Origin of the sequence: Pseudomonas sp. NFPP04 (assembly GCF_900113815.1) — a bacterium.
Taxonomy (GTDB): Bacteria; Pseudomonadota; Gammaproteobacteria; order Pseudomonadales; family Pseudomonadaceae; genus Aquipseudomonas; species Aquipseudomonas extremorientalis.
Window position 1 is genome coordinate 120,329 of sequence record NZ_FOQS01000006.1, and the last position, 22,845, is coordinate 143,173.

A 22,845-nucleotide genomic window follows, 5' to 3' on the forward strand; every position below is an offset into this window, starting at 1 on the left:
GGGTCTGCTGGACGCCCGCCATTAAAAAAAGCGGGCGCAGCCGGGGGCCTGGAGAGGCTTCCGGCAGGCTTGGAAAATTAAGGGATTTGGCGGACGGGGGGTGACATGGGAAGCGGGGACAAGGGGGGACGGGGTTGGTTCAATTTAGCTTGCTCACCACAACAGCCCCATTCACCACAGCAAGCCTGCTCACTACAGGTTCAGGCAAGTTTCAGGTGACGGGCATACCACGGTCGTCTCGGCACCCGCTTGAACAGCCCCTGCAGCATGTTCTCGTCTTCACCGAAAGTGATGCGCAACGCCAGCTTCATGGTCTCCGGATCCATCTCCATCGAACGCCCCATCTGCAACCCCGGCGTGGTGCTGCAGCCATGGGTATCCGGGCCCAGCCAGGGATCGCCGACTTCCACCCAGCGGCCCGGCGCGAACCAGGCTACGCCGTTGACTTCCATGCGGCGGACTTCCCCTGGATTGAAACGCTCATGGGCGCGAAACCAGTCTTCGATGCGGTCGTCGATCCAGCCGTGGAAGTGCCAGAACACCGGGTTGACGTGGGAGGAAAACGGATCGCCGAGGAAATCGTTTTCCGCCGCGTACCAGCGCGCAGCAAAGTCGGAGGGGTCACGGGCCATGGGCACCGGCGCACCGTTGGACGGGTCGCGGGGCACCGAGGCCCAGCGCATGTGCAGCCAGTCGTGCAGGCCCAGCTCCATTTCGGAACCGAGCTGCCCCAGGGTGAATCTGGCCAGGTAGCGTGGGTCGCGGTACTGCGACTCCCACACCTGGAAGTTGCTGTGGTAGGTCTCAGCGCTCTTGATGTCGCTGACCCACTGGGTGTAGTCGCTGTCGTCCGGCGCCGACCAGGTCGGCGGCAGCGCAAAGCCGTCGTGGTTGTCGAAATAGCGCAGAAAGCCCAGGCGATCACGCTCCAGGGCCGGTTGCGGCTCGGGGAATTGCGGCCATGAGGGCAGGTCCTGCATGGAGCGCGCGGTGCCGAGCATGTGGCGGTGCATGAAGAAGAAATCGATGCCCGAGCCGTTGCGGTCCTTGCGCTTGCCCCGGGCGTCGCGTTCCTGGCCCCGTGGCCCGGGTTGCCAGCCGATGCCGCGCAGGGCGTCGCGCTTTTCTTCGGAGAGTTTGTGCCACTGGTCACGGGTAGCGTGCCACAGTTGGTGGAACAGACGGTGTTCGGGGGAAATCAGCCAGGCCAGCAGGGTCGGGTTGAGGCCGATGCGTTGCCGCGCCTCGGGGAACCACTGTTTGCGGGCGATGAAGCGGTTATCGCGCTCGACCAGCGCCAATGGCCGAGCAAGGTCAAGGATCTGCCCGCTGAGCGTGCTGCTGCCGGCATTGGCAAAATCCGCCCAGACCTCGTCAAGGGTCATCTTGAATTCATAGGCCGGGGCGCCGTCAATCGAGTCGCGGTCGATCAGGCGCCAGTAGAGCACGGCGCTCTCGCCTGTCAGCAGATCACCCAGCACGCGGTAACGCGGCTCGCCCTCGGCGCGCAGGTTGCCAGCGGTGTCCAGGTACCCTCGCAAGCCACGTCCACGCGGGGCGATGTCGAGCAGCAACTCCAGACCTTCCAACGGCAGGCCCTTGAGGTCGGCGTCGCGGCCTTCCAGGCGCAGGCTCCACACCCCACGCAATGTGTTCGCCAGGTGCTGGCCGGCGGTGTCGGCCAGGTCCACCGTGGCTTCGCCGGGAGTGATGGGCAATTCTTCTTCGCGCGTCAACTCGCGATGGGCATAGAAGGCGGCCGGCACAGCGGCGCCGGTCAGCGCCAGGCCTGCGATGAACCCACGTCGAGAGATGGTCATTGTCTACCTTAGGAAACGGCTTTATCAGAGCTAGAACGTTTGCACGCCGGGGAAATTTACCGGCGCGCCCTGCCCGCCTAAATTTCCCCACCTATCACTCGTTCCTCCCTGATAGCGAAGGCCTCAACTGACTGAGATGGCAATGACAAAACCACGTTCGAAAAAGGCGCTGTATATCGGCTTGCCGCTGGCACTGGCCATCGGCGCCGGAGCCGGTTTCCTGGTCTGGGATCACTGGCTCAAAGGCAATGCCGGTTACCCGCTGGAGGTGATCAAGCAGGCCAATGAAATGCAGGACCGGCTGTTGTCGTTCGACAGCCATATCACCGTGCCCATCGATTTCGGCACCGCCGGCAACGAGGCGGACAAGGACGGCAGCGGCCAGTTCGACCTGGCCAAGGCGGCACGCGGGCGCCTGTCCGGTGCGGCACTGACGATTTTCGGCTGGCCGGAAATCTGGAACGGCCCCAATGCCCCGCACAAGCCCACCGATGGTTTTGTCGAAGCAGCCCGCAACGAGCAGGAAGTGCGCTACAAGATCATCAGCGGCATGGTGCGCGACTACCCCAACCAGGTCGCCATCGCCTACACCCCGGATGATTTCCGGCGCCTGCATGGCGAAGGCAAGTTCGCGATCTTCATCAGCATGCTCAACGCCTACCCGCTGGGCAACGACCTGAACCTGCTGGACCTGTGGGCGGCGCGCGGCATGCGCATGTTCGGCTTCAGCTATGTGGGCAACAACGCCTGGTCGGACTCGTCGCGCCCGCTGCCGTTTTTCAATGACTCCACCGACGCCCTCGACGGTTTGTCGGACATCGGCAAGCAAGCGGTGCACCGCCTCAATGACCTGGGAGTGATCATCGACGTGTCGCAGATGTCGACCAAGGCCCTGGAGCAGGTCGCGCAATTGAGCCGCACACCGATGGTGGCGTCCCACTCGGCGCCGCGCGCGTCGGTGGATATCCCGCGCAACCTAAGTGACAAAGAGCTGCAACTGATCAAGCAAAGTGGCGGCGTGGTGCAGATCGTGGGCTTCTCCGCCTACCTGCGCCCGTTGAGCCAGCCGACCCAGGACAAGCTCAACGCCCTGCGTGCGCGCTTCGACCTGCCGCCCCTGCCCAACCTGGCCGTGGCCTTGATGCCGGGCGACGCGATCATCGCCGCGTGGCCGGAACACAAGTTCGGCGAATACGCCAGCGCGCTGTACGGCATCCTCGATGAAGAACCCAAGGCCACCCTCAAGGACCTGGGGGACGCCATCGACTACACCGTGCGCAAGATCGGCATCGACCATGTCGGCCTCGCCTCCGACTTCAACGACGGCGGCGGCGTGCAGGGCTGGAACAACGTCGGTGAAATCCGCAACGTCACCGCCGAACTGATCCAGCGCGGTTACTCCGAAGCCGATATCGCCAAGCTGTGGGGAGGCAACTTCCTGCGGGTGTGGGACCAGGTACAAAAAGCCGCCAAGCCGTTGGCCAACCGTTAATCATCCAGAAGCCAGTCCATGACCGACCGCCGTACGTTCCTCAAGCAGGCCGGGGTGTTTGCCGCCAGCCTGCCACTGGGCGCCGCCCTGCTGCCCCAGGCCATCGCCGCCCCTGCATCGAATGACCCATGGACGGGTTTCAAGCAACTGTTCAACCAGGACCCGGACTACCTGCACTTTTCCAACTTCCTGGTGGCCACGCACCCCAAGCCGGTACGCGAAGCCATCCAGCGCTATCGCGCACAGATCGACCGCAACCCAGGCCTGGCCATGGACTGGGGCCTACAGGAAACCTGGAAGCGTGAAGGCCAGGTGCGCGAGTGGGCCGGCCGCTACCTGAAGGCCACGCCGGCGCAGATCGCCCTCACCGGCAGCACCTCCGAAGGGCTGGCGATGATTTATGGCGGGATCAAGGTACGACCCGACCAGGAGATCCTCACTACCGTCCACGAACACTACGCCACCGAGTTCAGCCTGGACTTCCGGGTGCGCAAGGAGCAGACCCAGGTCCGCAAGATCAGCCTGTTCAAAAACGCCAACCAGGTGTCCGTGGACGAGGTGCTGGGCAATATCCAGCGCAATATCCGCCCCAACACCCGCGTGCTCGGCATGACCTGGGTGCAGTCCGGCAGCGGCGTGAAACTGCCCATCGGCGAGATCGGCAAGCTGGTGGAAGAACACAACCGCAACCGAGACGACAGGGACCGCATGCTCTATGTGGTGGACGGTGTGCACGGTTTCGGCGTGGAAAACCTCGACTTCCCGGACATGCACTGCGACTTTTTCATCGCCGGCACCCACAAGTGGATGTTCGGCCCGCGAGGCACCGGACTGGTGTGCGCCCGCGACCCGCAAAACCAGTACGTAACCCCGATGGTGCCGACCTTCTCCGAAGACCAGGACTTCGCCACCACCATGACCCCGGGCGGCTTTCACGCCTTCGAGCATCGCTGGGCGGCGGATGAGGCCTTCAAGCTGCATCTGCAACTGGGCAAGGCGCAGGTGCAGGCACGCATCCACGCCCTGAATACCGAACTGAAAGACCACCTGCTGGCGCATCCGCAGATCGAACTGGTCACCCCACGCAGTCCCGAGCTGTCGGCCGGCTTCACCTTCTTCCGGGTCAAGGGCCAGGACAGCGATGCCGTGGCCGACTACATGATGAAAAACCGCGTGGTGATCGACGCGGTGGACCGTGATGTCGGCCCGGTGATCCGCACCTCGCCCGGCCTGCTTAATTCCTCCGATGAGATCCAGCGCTTCATGACGCTGCTGGGCCAACGGGTGTAACGCACCGCTTTTCCACTTTGAATGAGAGGCCCCCATGAACAAACCCCTCACGGCACTGGCACTCACCGCCCTGTGCGGCGCCTTGCTGCCCAACCCGGCCCACGCCGCCACGCCGCAACCTGGCAAAGTGTTCAAGGACTGCAAGGACTGCCCGGAGATGGTGGTGCTGCCGGCTGGCACCTTTACCATGGGCACCCCCGAGGATGAAGTCGGCCGCGAGCCGGATGAAGGCCCGATGCACGAGGTGACCTTCGCCAAGCCGTTCGCCATGAGCCGCTTCCACATCACCGCCGGCGAGTGGGACAGCTATATCCGCCAGACCGGCGTGAAGATCGCCGACGGCGATACCCGCCCCGGCCGCGAATGCATCGCCAGCAAGCCGCGCTACCCCCAGGGCCCGCGCCAGCCGGCAGTGTGCATGGACATGGACGATATCAAGCAGTACGTGGCCTGGCTGTCGAAGAAAACCGGCCAGCAGTACCACATGGTCAGCGAAGCCCAACGTGAATACGCCGCGCGCGCCGGCTCCACCGGACCGTTCCCCTTCCCGTTCGATGAGGGCAAGGGCTACAGCATCGCCAAGCACGCCAACACCTATGGTCCGGCCGATGGCTACAGCTATTCATCGCCGGTGGGCAGCTACCCGCCGAATGCCTTCGGCATGTACGACATGCATGGCAACGTCTACGAGCGCGTGGCCGACTGCGAACACCCCAACTACATCGGCGCGCCCACCGACGGCAGTGCGTGGATGGAGCCGAACTGCGAGGGCTACATGATTCGCGGCAATGACTGGGGCGAGGCGCCGGTGTTTTCGCGCTCGGGCAACCGCAACACCATCTACCCGCAGACGCGGGGGGATTGGATTGGGTTTCGCGTGGTGCGCGACCTCTAACCGCACTGGAAATCCATTTGTGGGAGGGGGCTTGCCCCCGATGGCGGTGTATCAGTCACTACCGCCATCGGGGGCAAGCCCCCTCCCACATTTTTAACCGTGCCTGCTTTAGGTTGCCTTCTGCGCCAACAACGCCAACCCTTCATGCAACGCCGGGAACAGGCTGTTGTTGAAGTTGTTCCAGCGCAACTCAAGGATGGTGTCGTCCGGCGCGATCTCGGTCTTGAGCACGTCGTGGAACACTTCACCCGAATCTATGCCGTTGTCCACGTAGTGGAACGAGGCACCGGTGAGGTACAGCGGCTCGGATGGCGTGGTGGCCTTGGTCGCCCAATCCGTGACCGTCAGCCCCCGTGCGCCGTACAGCGCGTTCCAGGTGGCATAGGCGCCACGGCGCTCGTACGGCGATTCGATGCGGGTAATGCCGGGATGGATGTTCATGATGCGGCCGGCAAACGGCGCGCCAGGGCGCACCAGTTCATCCAGGATCACCAGCAGGCCGTCGAGCACCACGATGTCCGCCTTCAATTCCACCAGCGTGTCGTGCAGGCGGCGCTCGAAGTCCTGCTTGCCGGCAATGTGTTCTGCGCTGCCCCGTGGCAAGCGCCGGTAGGTGGACGGCACACTCAGCAGCAGGTCATTGACCAGCCGCCCCTGCACGCGCAGGTCGGCCGGGTACAGCCATTGGCGGCCCGGCTGGTAGGCAAAGCCGTAGTCGCGGACGAGTTGCTGGTCACGCGGATTCTGCTCGTCATCGTCGTACACCACGCCCACCAGGTTGTAGGCCTCGCCCAGCGGCGTGTCGTTCAGCGCCCCTGCCAGGGATTCCAGCACCGACATCATGTAGCGTTCGTGGTCCTTGTAGGCCACTGGCTGCCCGGCCTTGTCGGCGGCGGCATTGCGCAGTGACCACACGTACACCAGATTCCTTTTCGTCATTGTTTCGCTCTCGCTGGATAGATCAGGCACGCGCCAAAACGCGTGCGGCTACTCCACAAGAACGAACCAGGCCCCGCCTAATTTATCCATCCGCGCGCCACCGCCGGGCGCGCCGCGCTAAATAGTCGCGCCAATCTTTCGTTTGTCATGGGTAAGGGTCTGTGTGCCCAGCCCCCTCTTGTTCACTTTCCGGGAAGTATTTATGACCGACCCCAAGCGCGGCGCCTTCAAAGGTTTGCTCGCATTGCTCAGGCCTTTTCGCACCATCGTGACCGTCTCCGTCGCCCTGGGCATGGCCGGCGGCCTGGCCATCACGTTGTTGCTGGCGACGATCAATAATGCCCTGCACTCGCCACAAGGCATGACCCAGGGCGTGATCCTGACTTTTGCAGCCTTGTGCGTGCTGGCGCTGGTCAGCTCGATCATTTCCGACATCGGCACCAACTACGTCGGCCAACGGATCATTGCCGCCCTGCGCAAAGAGCTGGGTGAAAAGGTGCTGTCGGCGCCCATCGGGCAAATCGAGCGCTACCGCTCCCACCGACTGATCCCGGTGCTTACCCACGATGTCGACACCATCAGCGACTTCTCCTTCGCGTTCACGCCCTTGGCCATTGCCGCCACGGTGACGCTGGGCTGCCTGGGCTACCTGGCGTACCTGTCGGTGCCGATGTTCCTGATGATGGTCGTCGCCATCGTGATTGGCAGCGCCGTGCAGTTCATCGCCGGCGGCAAAGGTATCCAAGGCTTCGACCTCGCACGCAGCCATGAAGACGAATTGCAGCGTTATTACAACGCCATCGCGTCCGGCGCCAAGGAACTGCGCATGCATCGGCCACGGCGCTTTCGCATGAACACCCACCGTATCCAGGAAACGGCGGACCGCATCAGCGATATTCAGGTGCGTTCGGTCAACATCTACATCCTCGCCAAGACCTTCGGCTCAATGCTGTTCTTCGTGGTCATCGGCTTGGCCCTGGCGATGCAGGCCTATAACCCGAACCCGGACCCGACCGTGATTACCGGCTTCGTGCTGGTGCTGTTGTACATGAAAGGCCCGCTGGAACACCTGCTGGGTTACCTGCCCGTGGTGGGCAAGGCGAAGATTGCCTTCGGGCGTATCAGCGAGTTGTCGGAGCGCTTCTCCTCTCCTGAACCGCACCTGCTGATGGATGACAGCGAGGCGCCGACACCGATCGTCAACAGCCTTGAGCTGCGAAACGTAAGCTACAGCCCTCCGGCCGTGGAAGGCAGCGAGCCGTTTCACCTGGGGCTGATCAACCTGAGCATTGCCCAAGGCGACATCGTATTTATCGTCGGCGAAAACGGCAGTGGCAAGACCACGCTGATCAAATTGCTGCTGGGGCTCTACCCGCCGCAGTCCGGCGAAATCCTGCTCAACGGCGAGGCCGTGACCGACCCCGAGCGCGATGACTATCGCCAATTGTTCACCACGGTATTCGCCGACTACTACCTGTTCGACGACCTGGTCCAGGGCAGCGCCACCCAGTCACTGGACAGCGCCACTAAATACCTGGAACGCCTGGAGATCGCGCACAAGGTCAGCGTCAAGGACGGTGTGTTCAGCACCACCGACCTGTCCACCGGCCAGCGCAAGCGCCTGGCACTGGTCAACGCCTGGCTGGAAGAACGCCCGGTGCTGGTGTTCGACGAATGGGCCGCCGACCAGGACCCGGCCTTCCGCCGGATTTTCTATACCGAGCTGCTGCCGGACCTCAAGCGCCTGGGCAAAACCATCATCGTGATCAGCCATGACGACCGCTATTTCCACATCGCCGATCAGCTGGTACGGCTGCGCGCCGGCCAGGTAGTGCATGAAATGGAGCCTGCATGAAATTTTCTTTTCCGGTTTTCCGAGGTAGGAACGTCTCACTAGTGGTAATGAGAACTAACCTCAATAAACATCAGAATTTGCCCACTTAAAACATAGAAGAGAAACCATCCATGTCAGCACGACTCGGTCTCAGCCCACTGAGCAAAGCGCTAACCAGGGCCCTGAACATCAACCTCCTGCCGAGCGCGCTTACCCTGGCGGTATCGCTGCCGGTTGCCGGCTATGTGCAGGCGCAGGAGATCGAGTTGGATATTCCAGCACAGGCACTGGGGAGTGCACTGCAGGAATTCGGCCGCCAGGCCAACCTGCAGGTGCTGTACAGCCCGACCGACGTGGCGGGAAAAAACAGCACGGCGATCAAAGGTAAACTGGATCCGCAGCAGGCGATCAACACCTTGCTGGCGGGCACTTCGACCACTCACAGCCTCAGTGGCAACGCGCTGACCGTTACCGCCGCCGGCGCGTCCGCCGGGCTGGAGTTGAGTCCGACCCAAGTGACCGGCAACGTGCTGGGCAACATCACCGAGGGCTCCGGCTCCTACACGCCGGGCACCATTGCCACGGCCACGCGGCTGACCCTGACCCCGCGGGAAACCCCGCAGTCGATCACGGTGATTACCCGCCAACATATCGAGGACTTCGGCCTCAACAACGTCGATGACGTGATGCGCCACACGCCTGGCATCACCGTCTCGGCCTATGACACCGACCGTACCAACTATTACTCGCGTGGGTTCTCGGTCAACAGTTTCCAGTACGACGGTATTCCGTCCACCGTGCGCAACGTCGGCTACTCGGCCGGGAATACCCTCAGCGACATGGCGATCTATGACCGCGTCGAAGTGCTCAAGGGTGCCACCGGCCTGCTCAACGGCGCCGGCTCCCTGGGCGCGACCATCAACTTGATCCGCAAGAAGCCGACGTCGGAGTTCAAGGGCCATGTGCAACTGGGCGCCGGCTCCTGGGACAACTATCGCAGCGAAGTGGATGTGAGCGGCCCGTTGACCGACAGCGGTAATGTCCGGGGCCGTGCAGTGGCGGCGTACCAGGACAAAAAATCCTTCATGGACCACTACTCGCGCAAGACCGAAACCTACTACGGCATTACCGAGTTCGACCTGTCCCCCGACACCATGTTGACCGTCGGCTTCGACTATCAGGACAATATTCCGAAAGGCTCCAGCTGGTCCGGTTCGTTCCCGTTGGTCAACTCCAACGGCAGCATCAACAAGATGCCACGCTCCTACAACAACGGCGCCACCTGGAGCTCCTGGGAACAGAACACCCGCACCGCCTTTGCCATGCTTGAGCATGATATGGGTGACGGCTGGGTCACCAAATTCCAGCTCGACCACAAGATCAACAGCTACCATGCCGACCTCGGTTCGATCCAGTTTGTCCAGCCGGCAGCCGATGGCACCGCCGAGGTCAACGGTCAGAAATACACCGGCGAAACCAAAAGCACCTCCGCCGACCTCTACGCCACCGGGCCTTTCAGCCTGTTTGGCCGCGAACATGAACTGGTGGTGGGCGGCTCGATCGGCACGTCGCGCTGGCAAGGCAAGGGGTACTGGGCGCCGGAATGGCCAGGCGGCAACAAAGTCGATTTCTATAACTGGAATGGCCACATTGCCAAGCCGATCTACGGCCCTGTCCAGCAATACAACGACGATACCATCCGCCAGACCGGCTACTACGTGACCACACGCTTGAACGTGATGGATGACCTGCACGTGATCCTCGGTGGGCGCGTCGCCAACTACCACGTCACCGGTATCAACCCTTCCTACAAGGAAACCGGCCGGTTCGTGCCGTATGCCGGCGTGATCTACGACCTGAACGACAATCTCTCGGTGTACACCAGCTACACCGATATCTTCCAACCCCAGGAAAGCACGTACAAAGACCGCAACCAGACGTTGCTGGAACCAGACGAAGGCCAAAACTACGAGCTGGGCCTGAAGGGCGAGTTTCTCGACGGTCGCTTGAACACCAGCATTGCCTACTTCGAAGTGCATGAAGACAACCGTGCCATCCCGGACGATGCCTATAACAACCAGACTCCTTCCCCGCAAAACTATGCGTTCAAGAGCTCCAAGGCCGTCACCAAGGGTTACGAAGCAGAAATCTCAGGTGAGCTGGCGCCCGGCTGGCAAGTACAAGGCGGTTACACCCACAAGATCGTGCGGGACGCAGACGACAAGAAGATCTCCACCTTCGAACCTGAGCACCAGGTCAACCTGAACACCACTTACAAACTCAAGGGCGACCTCGACAAGTTCACCATCGGTGGCGGCCTGCGCTGGCAGAGCAAGGGTTGGAATGAAATCTACAACTCGCAGCTCAACACCAACCAGGACATCACCCAGGAGTCCTATTGGCTGGTGGACTTGATGACCCGCTACCAGGTCACCAAGAACCTCTCGGCGACTGTCAATTTCAACAACATCTTCGACAAGTCCTACTACACCAACGTGGGCTTCTATAACTCGGCCGCTTATGGCGAGCCGCGCAACGTGATGTTCAGCACCCGCTGGGACTTCTGATGTGATGCCTTGATCGCCCTGGCGGCGATCAACCAAAAGCCCGATGGAAGCGCTGCTTTCATCGGGCTTTTTTGTGCCCCGCCCTCCCCTGTGGCGAGTCCCCTGTGGCGAGAGAGCTTGCCCCCTCGACACAGGTTCAGTGTTCATCACTTGAGGTGTTATTCCATGGCGGCCACCAGGCTACGAATGAACTCGGCACTGTCGATGATCCCGTCGTGATCAGTCTCGATCACCACTGAACGCTCGATCCGCCCCTGAACAAGGGTGCTTGCCATGTGCTGCTCGATCAGCTCCTTGAACTGCCCGGCGCGGCTCATGGACGCCCACCAGCAACTGACCGGGGCCTTGATCGGCTTGAAGTCCGCCGCCGACAGACGCTCACTGAGCGCGCGGTCGACCTCCCAGGAAATCTGCGCCTCATTGCCACGCAGCAACTCGTTCTTGATACCGGTAAAGGTGTCGCCCAGGGTCTGCTCGGCCCAGGCGATAAACCCTTGCCATTGCCCAGCTTCGTCTTGGGCATCGCGCTGACATTGCTGCCAGGCCGCCTGAATCCGCTCGGCAAACGCCGGGAACATCACGCCCAACAACGCCGCACGCCGCTCGTTCGCCGAGACTTCACGGTCATCCTCGGTGACGACCGCCTGCCAATAGGGCGTGAGCCACTGCGGCGGCGCGGAGTCGATCCAGCCGACAAACTCGACGTCGCGTCCCGCTTGCTCCAGCACGTAGGCGACTTCCATCGCCAGGTTGCCACCCAACGACCAGCCTGCCAGGCGGAAGGGGCCCTGGGGCTGGGCCAACAGGAGTTGCTCGGCGTAATCCTCGACCATGGCTTGCCATTCGGGCACCGCTGCACCGTCCTCGGCCAATGCACGGCAAATCACCCCGAACACCGGACGCAGCTCCCGGAGCGCGAGGGCAATCGCGGTGTAGCAATGCACCGAACCGAAGCTTGGGTGGAACATGAACAACGGTGTGCCTTCGGTCTGGCTGTTGAGCTTGACGATCAACGAGCTGCGCGCGTCGCCCTTCAGGCAGTTGACCTGGCTGCGTACCGTCGGGTTAAGCATCAACTGGCTGACGGACAAGCCGACACCGATGACTTTACGGATACGCTCCTTGAGCATCAGCACCAGCAAGGAGTGACCGCCCAACTCGAAGAAGTTGTCGTTCAGCCCTACGCGCTCGACACCGAGGACATCACGCCAGATCGCCGCGACTTGCTGCTCGACGGCGCTTTGCGGGGCCTGATAAGCGTCCGCGCCTTGCGCCTCCGGTTTAGGCAACGCCTTGCGATCCAGCTTGCCATTGGGGCTCAGCGGCATCTGTGTCAACACCACCCACTGCGCCGGTACCATGTAGTCCGGCAACTGCGCCGCCAGGTGCATCGCCACCTGTGCTTTCCAATCCTCGCTCGGCGCCTGCAGCACCAGGTAGCCCACCAGATGCGTGCCGTCCACGGCGAGCACCGCCGCTTCACGCACACACGCGTGCTCCAGCAGGCGGGCCTCGATTTCACCCAATTCGATGCGCAAGCCACGCAGCTTGACCTGGTGATCGATGCGCCCGGCGTACTCGATCACCCCATCGTCGCGATAACGCGCCAGGTCCCCGGTGCGATACAAACGGGTGCCACTGCCGAACGGATCGGTCACAAAGCGTTCGGCGGTCAGCGCCGGCCGACGGTGATAACCGCGCGCCAGGCCGACGCCGCCGAGATAGAGTTCACCCAACACGCCAACGGGTGCCGGTTCCAAGTTGCCGTCCAACACGTAGCAGCCCAGGTTGGCGATCGGCCGACCAATCGGCACGGCGTCACCCCCTTCGTCGACGCAGGTCCAGTGCGTCACGTCGATTGCCGCTTCGGTCGGCCCATACAGGTTGTACAACCCGGCACGCGGCAGTTTGGCGAACACCTGTTGCTGAGCATCCACCGGCAGCGCTTCACCGCTGCACACAATGCGCTGCAGGCTGTGACAGGCGCCGACGCCGGCATCCTGCAAGAAGGCCTGGAGCATGGATGGCACAAAGTGCAACGTAGTGACTTGCTCGGCGTTGATCAGGCTCACCAGCCTGGCCGGGTCACGATGGTCGCCCGGCGCGGCCACCACCAGGCGCGCACCGGTCATCAGCGGCCAGAAGAACTCCCACACCGACACGTCGAAACTGAACGGCGTCTTCTGCAAGACCGTATCACTGCCGTCCAGGCCATACGCCTGCTGCATCCAGCACAGCCGGTTGGTCAGCGCCGAATGGCGGTTACCCGCACCTTTGGGTTGGCCGGTGGAGCCCGAGGTGTAGATCACATAGGCAAGGTTTTCGCCATCGACGGCGACCTGCGGATTCCGCTCGGCGTAGGCCTGCAACCCCTCATCGCCCTGCTCCAGCACCAGGCTGTGCAAGCCCGCTGGAATCGGCAGTTGCTCCAGCAAATGCGCCTGGGTCAACAACAGCTTCACGTCGCTGTCTTGCAGCATGTAGGCCAATCGATCGCGGGGGTATTCCGGGTCCAGCGGCACATAAGCGCCACCTGCCTTGAGTACCGCCAGCAGGCCAACGACCATTTCAATCGAACGCTCAACCGCCAGCCCCACGAGGACATCCGGCCCCACGCCGGCCGCCATCAGGCGATGCGCCAGGCGGTTTGCCCGGCGGTTAAGCGCGGCGTAACTCAATACCTGCCCGGCAAATACCAGCGCCGGTGCGTCCGGCGTGCGCACCACCTGGGCTTCGATCAACTGATGCACCGGAAGGTGCAACGGGTAGTCCGTGGCCGTGTCATTCCAGGCATGCAGGACCGTTTCGCGCTCGGAACGGGCCAGCGAAGGCAACGTTGCCAGACGCTGGGCGCCGTCCACTGCCAATGCCTGCAACACCTGCTGGAAGTGCTCGGCCAACCGTTCGATATGCGCCGCGCTGAATGCCTGGCGGTCGTAATTGAACTCCAGGCCCAAGGTGTCACCGATGCCCAGCAAGACCGTCAACGGATAGTGGGTTTGCTCCAGGCTGTGGACGGCGCCAAACGTGAGCCCCGAAGGTGCGCCCTGCTCCAGCGCTTCGGACACCGGGTAGTTCTCAAACACCAGAATGCTGTCGAACAGCGCCTCGCCACCCAGCCCGGCCCAACGCTGGATCTCGAACAGCGGCGTATGCTCCTGCTCACGCAAGCGCACGTTTTGCGCCTGGATCTGCTGCAGCCACTGGCTGACCGTCATCTGTGCATCCGGCGTGGCCACGACGGGCAAGGTGTTGATGAACAGACCGACCTGTTGTTCGATACCGCGCAATTGCGCCGGACGGCCTGCCACGGTGGCGCCGAACGCCACGGTGGACTGCCCGGTGTGATGCTGCAACAGCAGCAGCCAGGCGCTTTGCACCAGCGTATTGAGGGTGACTTTATTGCGCTGGGCGAAGGCCTTGAGCTGAGCGGTCTGGCTGGCGTCGAGGTTCAGACGATGCTCGCCGTTGACGGCCAGCGCCTCGCTGTGCGCAGCCTGTAGGCCACGGGCCAGGCGGGTTGGTTCTTGCAGGTTGAGCAGTTGCTCTTTCCAGAATGCCTCGCTGACCGACTTGTCCTGCGCCTGCAGCCAGGCAATGTAATCGCGGTAACGCCCGATGGGCGCACGTAGCGGTTCACCGGCGTAATGCTGCAACACCTCGCCAAACAACTGCGAACCACTCCAGCCGTCCATCAAGATGTGGTGGTTGGTGTAGATCAAGTGATAACGGGACGCCCCCGTACGGACCACCGTCAGGCTCAGCAATGGCGCTTGTTCCAGCACGAACCCCTGGGCCCGCGCCGACTCGGCCAGGCTATCGAGTGCCGCACTGCTGCCGGGCCGATCTTGCCAGTCCAGCTCGGCGAACGGCATTTGCATCTGCTTGTAGACCACCTGCAACGGCTGCTCAAGCTCGGTCTGCCAGAGAAAACCGCTGCGCAGGATCTCATGGCTGTCGAGCGCCGCCTGCCAGGCCTGGCGGAAGCGCGGTACATCCAGGCCCTCGACATCAATGCGCATCTGGTTGATGTAGTCACCCGAGCCTTCGCCGTACAACGATTGGAACAACATGCCTTGCTGCATCGGCGACAGCGGGTAAACGTCTTCGATATCAGCCACCGTCACCGGCAAGCTGTCCAGTTGCGCCTGGGACAAGCGCGCCAACGGGAAGTCCGAGGGCGTGACACCCCGGTTGACACCACAGTGCTCGATCAACGCCTTGAGTTCCGTCGCGTAGTCATCCGCCAGGCGTTGTACGGTCGCTTCATCGAACATCTGCTGGCTGAAGCTCCAGTTCAACTTCAATTCACCGGCGTAGACCTGGCCGTTGATTTCCAACCAGTTACCCAGCGGTGCCTCGGCACTCTGTTCGGAACCACTGCCATCACCGGAGGGGACGAACAAGCCTTCTTGTTCGCCGCCGTCAAAACTGCCATCGAATTGCCCCAGGTAGTTGAAGGTGATGCGTGGGCGCGGCAGTTCACTCAGGGCCTGTTGAGCCTCGGCATTCCCCAGGTAACGCAGGGCACCAAAGCCCAGGCCCTTGTCGGGAATCGCGCGCAGCTGCTCCTTGATCTGCTTGAGGGAGCCGCCCAACGAATCGGTCGGCACCAGCTTCACCGGGTAGAGGCTGGTGAACCAGCCGACGGTACGGGTCAGGTCGATCTCGTCGAACAGGTCTTCACGGCCATGGCCTTCCAGGCGGATCAACATCGACGCGTCACCGGTCCAGCGCACAACGACGCGAGCCAGTGCAGTCAGCAACAGGTCATTGATCTGGGTGCGGTAAGCACTGGGGGCGTCCTGCAACAGACGCCGCGTGAAGGCCTGATCCAGATGGGTGGTCACGCTCAGCGCATGCCGGTTGCTCAAGCTGGCCTTTGAATCGGCCCCCGGCAGTCCGGTAGGGCTGCCTTGCAACTGCGTCTGCCACCAGGCCAGTTCCTGCGCCAGTGCGGCGCTGCGTGCATAGGTTTGCAGACGCTCGGCCCAGGCACGGGTCGCGCTGGTCTTGGCGGGCAACACGACCGTGGCACCTTGGGCAAGCAGGCGGTAAGCCGTTTGCAGGTCTTCCAGCAGGATGCGCCAGGACACACCGTCCACCACCAAGTGATGAATCACCAGCAGCAGGCGCTGGGAGCCGTCGGCGAGGTCGACGAGCACTGCTCGCAGCAGCGGCCCTTCGCTCAGGTCGAGGCTGCGCTGGGCTTCCTCACCCAGGGCCTCTAACTCTTCGACTGCATTCAAGGTGGTCTGCCACAGGACCTGCTCGGCCTGATGCTGCTGCGGCCCGCGATACGCCGCGCTCCAGCCTGCCGCGCCCTGGACGAAACCGGTGCGCAGGGCGTCGTGATGCACGATCAACGCCTGCAGCGCCGCCACCAGCAGCGGCGCCTGCAACGCCTGATGTGGCTGTAGCACCACCGACTGGTTCCAGTGGTGACGCTGGGGAATGTCATCGGCAAAAAACGCCTGCTGGACGGGCAGCAACAACAACTCGCCGGTCAATGCAGACTGATCCATCACCACCGCGCCCTCGCCTTCCCGGGCCACGGCCGCCAGGCTCTGGACCGTCTGGTGCTGGAACAGATCCTTGGGCGTGAAGCGCACACCGGCCTGGCGGGCACGGCTGACCACTTGGATCGAGATGATCGAGTCACCGCCCAACTCGAAGAAGTTATCGTGCAAACCGACACGTGGCAGACGCAGCACGTCGGACCAGATCGCCGCGATCTTCTGCTCCAGCTCACTCTGTGGCGCCACGTACACCTGCTGCATCTGGCTGACATCCGGGCGCGGCAGGCCCTTGCGGTCGAGCTTGCCGTTCGGCGTCAGCGGCATGCGCTCAAGGAACATCAGGTGCGTGGGCACCATATAGTCCGGCAAGCGGGTTTTCAGGGCGCGGCGCAAGGCTTCGCGGCAAGTCGACTGCGCCACGGCGTCGTCGACGAGCAACGGGTCCAGCGGCACCACATAGGCGACCAGTTGCTTGCCGCTCGGCCCTTCCTGGGCCACCACCACCGTTTCGCCGACACTGTCCTGCTCGCGCAGGCGCGCTTCGATCTCGCCCAGCTCGATACGGAAGCCACGGATTTTCACCTGATGGTCGACACGGCCGAGGTAGTCCACCACGCCATCCGGGCGGCCACGGGTCAGGTCGCCGCTGCGATACATACGGCTGCCGGGCTTGCCGAACGGGTCCGGTACGAAGCGTTCGGCGGTCAGGGCCGGACGCTCCAGGTAACCCCGGGCCACGCCCTCGCCGCCCAGGTACAACTCACCGGCTACGCCGATGGGTTGCAGGTTAAGTTGCGCGTCCAGCACGTAGCCGCTGCGGTTGCCCAGCAGTGTGCCGATTGGCGCGTAGACGGCACCGCACGGGTCACCACGGCGGGCCTTCCACAGCAACGGCGTGACCACGGTTTCGGTCGGGCCGTAGCCGTTGAACAGATAAGTCGGCTTGAGCGCGCGCCACGCCAGGTCATAGCTGGCCTGGGCCACGGCATCTCCACCGAAGCAGTACACCCGCACCTTCGGCGGGTTGCCGTCACGCTCGGCATGCTCGGCCAACTGTTGCAGGTACACCGGCGGGAACACCGCCATGGTCACGTTGTGACGGTGCATTTGTTGGTAGGTGTACTCCGGCAGCCACAGGCTGTCATCGCGGATCAACACGCTCGCGCCGTTGATCAGCGGGTGCATCCAGCCTTCGTGGGACCCGTCGAAGGCGAACGACATGAAGTGCAGTTCGCAATCGGCGGGCGAGGTTTCATAACGCTCGCCGGTGGCAATGATGTGCGCCACCAACGGGCCGTGGGACACCGCCACGCCTTTGGGCATGCCGGTGGAGCCGGAGGTGTAGATCACGTAGGCGAGGTTGTCGCCGTCCAGTTTCACATCAGGCGCCGTGTCGCTATAACCGGACCAGTCCTCGGTGCGATCAATCGCCAGGCTGTCCAGACCCTCGGGAATCGGCAGTTGCTGCAAGGCACTGCTGTGGGTCAGCAGCAACCGGGCACGGCTGTCCTGCATCATGTACAGCAGGCGGTCACGCGGGTATTCGATGTCCAGCGGCACGTAGACGCCACCGGCTTTCATCACCGCGAGGAACGCCACCATGATCTCGGCGCTGCGCGGCATGGCAATCGCGACGCGCACTTCGGGGCCGACACCACGGGCGATCAACGCATGGGCCAGGCGGTTGGCCTGGCGGTCCAGCTCGCCGTAAGTCAGCTGTTGCTCGCCAAATTTCACCGCCACCGCCTCGGGGGTTTCCCCGGCGCGGTCGGCCACCAACTCGTGCACCAGGCGCTTGGCCGAGAAGCCGGCGTCGCTCTGGTTCCACAGTTGAAGAATCTGTTGCCGTTCGGCGTTGTCCAGCAGGTTTAATTGGCTGATATTCTGCCGTGGGTCGGCAACCATACCTTGCAACAGGTTCTGCCAGTGTCGCGCCATGCGTTGCACGGTACTCGCCTCAAACAAGTCCTGGGCATAGCCGAGCGTGGCCCAGATACCTTCGGTGGATTCCTGGATATCCAGGTCCAGGTCGAAATGCGCCGTCTTGCTTTCCCATTCCAGCCCTTCTACCGAAAGATTCGTCAGTTGCTGCTGAACCTGAGCCTGGCCCACGTCGGTCTGGTGGTTGAACATCACTTGGAACAACGGGTTGTGGCTCAGGCTGCGCTCGGGTTGCAGCGCTTCCACCAGTTGTTCGAAGGGCAGGTCCTGGTGAGCCTGGGCGTCCAGCGCCCGTTGCCGGGTCTGTTGCAACAGTTGCACGACGCTCATCTGCCCGTGGAGATCGGCCTTGAGCACCTGGGTGTTGACGAAGAAGCCGATCAGACGCTCGGTCTCGCTGCGATTGCGGTTGGCGATCGGCACACCGACACGGATCTCTTCCTGGCCGCTGTAGCGATGCAGCAACGTCTGGAACGAGGCCAATAGCAGCATGAACAAGGTCACGTCCTGCTGCTTGGCCAAGGCCTTGAGGCTTTTAGTCAACGCGCCGGGCAGTTCGAATGCCAGGCGCGCGCCACGATGGCTTTGCACAGCAGGACGCGGGTGGTCGAACGGCAACGCCAACACGCTCTGCTCACCGCCGAGCATGTCGCGCCAATACGCCAGTTGACGGGCCTTCTCGCCCGCCTCCATCCAGTTGCGCTGCCATACGGCGTAGTCGGCGTACTGAATCGGCAGCGCCGGCCATTGCAACACCTGTCCCTGGCTGTAGGCCGCATACAGTTGCACCAGCTCTTCAACCATCAGCTGCATCGACCAGCCATCGGACACGATGTGATGCTGCACCAATACCAATACATGTTCATCAGCGGCGATGCGCAGCAACGAAACCCGCAGCAAAGGCCCGTGTTCCAGATTGAAGGGTTGGGCTATTTCGGCCTCGACCCGCGCCTTGAGCTGCGCTTCCTGCACCTCGGCGTGCGCTATCGGCAACGACATCTGCGGTGAAATGATTTGAACCGTGCGGTCGCGCTCCTGGCGCAAATGGGTGCGCAGGCTTTCATGCCGGGCCAGCAAGGTATCGAAACTGCGTTGCAGTGCAACCAGATCAAGCTGCCCTTTCAAACGCAAGGCGCTGGGGATGTGGTACGCGGCGCTTTGCGGCTCCAGTTGCCATAAAAACCATTGGCGCTCCTGGGCGTAGGACAGCGGCAACGGCTGGTCCCGCCCTACCGGCAACAGCGCGGGCGCGTTCGGCGCGCCTGGGGCCTGGGTGGTCAGTGCGGCGACAAACCCCTCCAGGCGCGGCTTTTCGAACAGTAATTTGAGCGGCACTTCGAGCTTCAATGCCTGACGAATGCGCGAGACCACTTGCATGGCCATCAGCGAATGCCCGCCCAGTTCGAAGAAGTGGTGGGTCAGGCCCACACGCTCGACGCCAAGAATATCGGCCCAGATCGCCGCAACCTGCTGTTGCAGTGGCGTAACCGGTGCCTGCCAGGTCTGTTGCACCGCGCTGCCATCGGGTTTGGGCAGCGCCTGGCGGTCAAGCTTGCCGTTGGGGTTCAACGGCATGCGGTCGAGAAAGATCAGGTGCGCAGGCACCATGTAATCGGGCAGTTGCTCACTCAAGGTGGCTTTGAGCGTTTCGCCCGCTGCCGCATGCTCGGCGGCGGACAACGGCTGGGCTGGCACAAGGTAAGCCACCAACTGGTTGTCGGCCGCCAGCAGAAAGGCTTCGCGCACCGCCTCCTGGGCCAACAGCAGCGCTTCGATCTCACCCAACTCGATTCGGAAACCGCGGATTTTGACCTGATGATCGACGCGACCGACGTATTCGATCACCCCGTCGGCGCGATAACGCGCCAGGTCACCGGTGCGGTAAAGACGCTCACCCAGGGTGCTGAACGGGTCGGCGATAAAACGTTCGGCGGTCAGGCTCGGGCGTTGCAGGTAATCACGGGCCAAGCCACTGGCACTGGCAATGTACAGCTCACCCACGGCGCCAACCGGCAACAGGTTAAGGTCACGGTCCAACACATACAGGCCGCGCCCCGGCAACGCGCGGCCAATCGGGCTGGCAGTGGCGCCAATCACGGCGTTGTCGTCGCTGCAATCGAGCACGCTGGATACCACCGTGGCCTCGGTCGGCCCATACGTATTGAGCAGCCGTACATGCCCCAGCCCCGCGCGCTGCCACAACACCGGGCCATCCAGCGGCATCGCTTCGCCGCCGATATGCACCTGCCGCAATGCGCCATAGGGCCGTGGCCCCGCTGCCAGACAATCCTGCAGGAACAGTTTCCAATAGGCGGTGGGCAAGTCGGCCAGGGTGATGCCTTGGTCGATAATCTGCCTGTACAGGTCAGCGCCGTCCCACAACTGCGGCCCGCGCAACACGACCGTCGCGCCCAGGGTCAGGGCCGGGTACAGCTGCTCGACAAAACCATCGAAGTTCAGGGTCGCGAACTGCAGTACGCGGTCGTCCGCGACCAGGCGCGAATACTCGGCCGCGATACCGGCGAATTCGCTCAATGCCGCATGGCTGATGGCAACGCCTTTTGGCTTGCCGGTGGAGCCGGAGGTGTAGATGACATACGCCAGGCTGCGGGGCTCGAACGCGGTAGGCGGGTTGTGCTCGGCACACTGCGCCAACTGCGCGTCGGCCAGGTCGATGTCCAGCGCCGTCAGATCGGCCGGCAATGGCAAGCGGTCGCGCAGGTGGGATTGGGTCAACACCAGTCGCACACCACTGTCGTCGAGCATATGCACCAGGCGTTCACGCGGGTATTCAGGGTCAAGCGGCACGTAGGCGCCACCCGCCTTGAGCACCGCCAACAGGCTGACCACCATGGCAAAGGAGCGCTCGACCGCGATCCCCACCAGCACTTCCGGGCCTACGCCTTGGGCGATCAGGTAGTGCGCCAGGCGATTGGCCTGGCGGTTCAGTTCACCGTAGCTGAGCGTTTGCTCATCCAAGGCCAGCGCCTGGCGCGCCGGATGTTCGTGGGCCTGGGCCTCGAACAACTGGTGCACGGCGTGCGACGCCGCGACGGTGACGGGGGCATTCCAGTCCTTGAGCATCCGCTGTTGTTCGGGTGCATCGAGCATCGACAGCATGCAAAGACGGCTGCGTGGTGCACTCACTGCCGCCTGGAGCAGGTTCTGCCAATGCTGCGCCAAGCGTTCGATGGTTGCGCTTTTGAACAGGTCGGTGGCGTAGGTCAGCGCCGCCCAGAGGCCCTCGCCGGACTCATGGGTGTCCAGGCTCAGGTCGAAATGCGTGGTCCGGCTCTCCCAATTCAGCTCCGCCACCCGCAGGCCAGGCAATGGCTGGTCATCGCGCCCGCCCTGGGCGTCGGTCTGGTGGTTGAACATCACTTGGAACAGCGGGTTATGGGTCAGACTGCGTTCAGGTTGCAGCGCCACCACCAATTGTTCAAACGGCAAGTCCTGGTGCGCCTGGGCTTCCAGGGCGCGGCGCTTGGCCTGTTGCAGCAGTTCGGCGAAGCTCATCTGCCCGTCGAGGTCGGCCTTGAGTACTTGGGTGTTGACGAAAAAGCCGATCAGCCGCTCGGTTTCCACGCGGTTGCGGTTGGCATTCGGCACGCCGATGCGGATGTCCAACTGGCCGCTGTAGCGAAACAGCAGGGTCTGGAACGAGGCCAGCAACAGCATGAACGGGGTCACGCCCTCTTGCTGGGCCAGGCGCTTGATACCAGCAACCAGGTCCGCCGGCAGATGCACCTGCAAGCTGGCGCCGCGATGGCTTTGCTGCGCCGGGCGCGAATAGTCGAGGGGCAACTCCAGCACCGGTTGCTCACCGCCCAACAGGTCCTGCCAGTAGGCCAATTGACGAGCCTTCTCCCCGGCTTCCATCCAGCTGCGCTGCCACAGCGCGTAGTCGGCATAGTGGATCGGCAAGCCCGGCAATTGCACCTCCTGGCCTTGGCTGTGCGCGGCGTAGAACTGCACCAGTTCCTCGACCATGACCTGCATCGACCAGCCATCGGAAATGATGTGGTGCTGCACCATCACCAGCACATGCTCGTCTTCGGCCAGTTGCAGCAAGGTCACGCGCAACAACGGCCCCGCCTGCAAATCGAAAGGCCGGGCTATCTCGGCTTCGATGCGCGCGATCAGTTGGTGTTCGTCGGCAACGTCCTGGTGTATCTCGATGCGCGCCTCGGGCGCTACGTTTTGCAGCAGGCGCTCGCCGTCCTGTACCAGGCGTGTGCGCAGGCTTTCATGGCGGGCCAGCAGGCTGTCGAACGCGCGTTGCAGGGCCGCCAGGTCCAGTCGGCCCTGCAGACGCAGTGCGCCGGGAATATGATAAGTAGCGCTGTCCGGGTCCAGTTGCCAGAGAAACCACTGGCGCTCCTGGGCGTAGGACAACGGCAGACTCTGGCCGTCCTCACGGATCGAGGCAATCGGCAGCTGGGCGAAGCTCATGCCCCGGCTTTGCAGGCGCTGGTAAAACTGCTGGCGCTGTTCCAGAGGCAGGCGAAGAAAGCGCGAAACCAGATCGATATTAGGGTTGGAAAGCAT

Annotated in this window: 8 protein-coding genes; 5 read left to right on the forward strand and 3 right to left on the reverse strand. The window is 62.8% G+C overall.

Annotated elements, in window-relative coordinates; all coding sequences use genetic code 11:
* Positions 1–200: 200 nt before the first annotated feature.
* On the reverse strand, positions 201–1,820 hold the full coding sequence (locus BM017_RS15070) for a pyoverdine maturation tyrosinase PvdP (protein ID WP_092245720.1): 1,620 nt from the start codon (positions 1,818–1,820) through the stop codon (positions 201–203).
* A 142-nt stretch (positions 1,821–1,962) separates the two neighbouring features.
* On the opposite strand from BM017_RS15070, the gene pvdM reads away from it, so the two are divergent.
* The 3 genes from pvdM to BM017_RS15085 are packed head-to-tail and all read left to right on the forward strand — an operon-like array spanning position 1,963 to position 5,497.
* Positions 1,963–3,312, forward strand: a complete 1,350-nt coding sequence (pvdM, locus tag BM017_RS15075) for a pyoverdine-tailoring dipeptidase-like protein PvdM (protein ID WP_092245723.1) — start codon at positions 1,963–1,965, stop codon at positions 3,310–3,312.
* A gap of 18 nt (positions 3,313–3,330) precedes the next feature.
* On the forward strand, positions 3,331–4,602 hold the full coding sequence (locus tag BM017_RS15080) for a pyoverdine-tailoring periplasmic protein PvdN (protein ID WP_092245726.1): 1,272 nt from the start codon (positions 3,331–3,333) through the stop codon (positions 4,600–4,602).
* A gap of 34 nt (positions 4,603–4,636) precedes the next feature.
* Entirely contained in the window at positions 4,637–5,497 is an 861-nt protein-coding gene (locus tag BM017_RS15085; RefSeq protein ID WP_092245729.1) for a dihydropyoverdine dehydrogenase, read from the forward strand.
* A gap of 108 nt (positions 5,498–5,605) precedes the next feature.
* Here BM017_RS15085 and BM017_RS15090 read toward each other — a convergent pair whose 3' ends face one another.
* Positions 5,606–6,436 (reverse strand): formyl transferase, encoded by an 831-nt coding sequence (locus BM017_RS15090; protein ID WP_058427531.1) that lies wholly within the window; start codon positions 6,434–6,436, stop codon positions 5,606–5,608.
* Between the two features lie 202 nt (positions 6,437–6,638).
* Between BM017_RS15090 and BM017_RS15095 the strand changes: the two genes are divergently transcribed.
* Together BM017_RS15095 and BM017_RS15100 are read left to right on the forward strand one after the other, a co-directional pair.
* Positions 6,639–8,291, forward strand: coding sequence for a cyclic peptide export ABC transporter (locus BM017_RS15095; RefSeq protein WP_092245732.1), 1,653 nt, complete (start codon positions 6,639–6,641; stop codon positions 8,289–8,291).
* Positions 8,292–8,401: 110 nt separating this feature from the next.
* The gene (locus BM017_RS15100; protein ID WP_092245735.1) at positions 8,402–10,837 is read left to right on the forward strand and encodes a TonB-dependent siderophore receptor; all 2,436 of its coding nucleotides are present in this window, start codon (positions 8,402–8,404) and stop codon (positions 10,835–10,837) included.
* Between the two features lie 158 nt (positions 10,838–10,995).
* Here the strand turns inward: BM017_RS15100 and BM017_RS15105 are convergent, their stop codons facing one another.
* The gene (locus BM017_RS15105) at positions 10,996–22,845 is read right to left on the reverse strand and encodes a non-ribosomal peptide synthetase (RefSeq protein WP_092245737.1); all 11,850 of its coding nucleotides are present in this window, start codon (positions 22,843–22,845) and stop codon (positions 10,996–10,998) included.

What these genes read in the sequence shown, in the direction of transcription:
- pvdM (WP_092245723.1), top strand. Translation starts at nt 1,963, where the DNA reads ATGACAAAACCACGTTCGAAAAAGGCGCTGTATATCGGCTTGCCGCTG.
- BM017_RS15100 (WP_092245735.1), top strand. Translation starts at nt 8,402, where the DNA reads ATGTCAGCACGACTCGGTCTCAGCCCACTGAGCAAAGCGCTAACCAGG.
- BM017_RS15095 (WP_092245732.1), top strand. Translation starts at nt 6,639, where the DNA reads ATGACCGACCCCAAGCGCGGCGCCTTCAAAGGTTTGCTCGCATTGCTC.
- BM017_RS15105 (WP_092245737.1), bottom strand. Translation starts at nt 22,845, where the DNA reads ATGCTTTCCAACCCTAATATCGATCTGGTTTCGCGCTTTCTTCGCCTG.
- BM017_RS15085 (WP_092245729.1), top strand. Translation starts at nt 4,637, where the DNA reads ATGAACAAACCCCTCACGGCACTGGCACTCACCGCCCTGTGCGGCGCC.
- BM017_RS15090 (WP_058427531.1), bottom strand. Translation starts at nt 6,436, where the DNA reads ATGACGAAAAGGAATCTGGTGTACGTGTGGTCACTGCGCAATGCCGCC.
- BM017_RS15070 (WP_092245720.1), bottom strand. Translation starts at nt 1,820, where the DNA reads ATGACCATCTCTCGACGTGGGTTCATCGCAGGCCTGGCGCTGACCGGC.
- BM017_RS15080 (WP_092245726.1), top strand. Translation starts at nt 3,331, where the DNA reads ATGACCGACCGCCGTACGTTCCTCAAGCAGGCCGGGGTGTTTGCCGCC.